This window comes from Rhodosalinus sp. FB01, from assembly GCF_041365715.1.
Lineage (GTDB): Bacteria > Pseudomonadota > Alphaproteobacteria > Rhodobacterales > Rhodobacteraceae > Rhodosalinus.
In genome coordinates, this window is the sequence record NZ_JBGFSH010000060.1 from 1 (window position 1) to 508 (window position 508).

At 70.4% G+C, this 508-nt stretch carries 1 pseudogene; it reads left to right on the forward strand.

The window, feature by feature from the left end:
* Positions 1 to 255 precede the first annotated feature (255 nt).
* Positions 256 to 508 (forward strand): annotated as a pseudogene (locus AB6A65_RS16560) (MFS transporter); the annotation flags it as partial.

Genomic DNA, 508 nt, shown 5'->3' on the forward strand with positions numbered 1-508 from the left:
TTACCGCCTGCATCCTGATCCTGACCGGCGTGGCGGTGGCGATCCTCTTCGTCTCGCCCACGCGGCTCTTCGGGGTGCCGCTGGCCGAGGGCTCGTCCGCGTCGGACGTGGCCTTCTACATCCTCGGCGTGACGATCGGCGCGGCGGGCGGCGTGATCCAGGCTGCGAGCCGGACGATGATGGTCCGCCAGGCCGACCCGGCCAAGATGACCGAGGCGTTCGGCCTTTACGCGCTGGCGGGCAAGGCGACCTCNCGTGACGATCGGCGCGGCGGGCGGCGTGATCCAGGCTGCGAGCCGGACGATGATGGTCCGCCAGGCCGACCCGGCCAAGATGACCGAGGCGTTCGGCCTTTACGCGCTGGCGGGCAAGGCGACCTCCTTCGTCGCGCCGCTCGCCATAGGCTTCGCCACATGGGCGACGGGCAGCCAGCAAATGGGCGTGACGCCGCTGATCGCGCTGTTCCTGATCGGGCTCGCGCTGCTCGCCTTCGTGAAACCGGACGGAG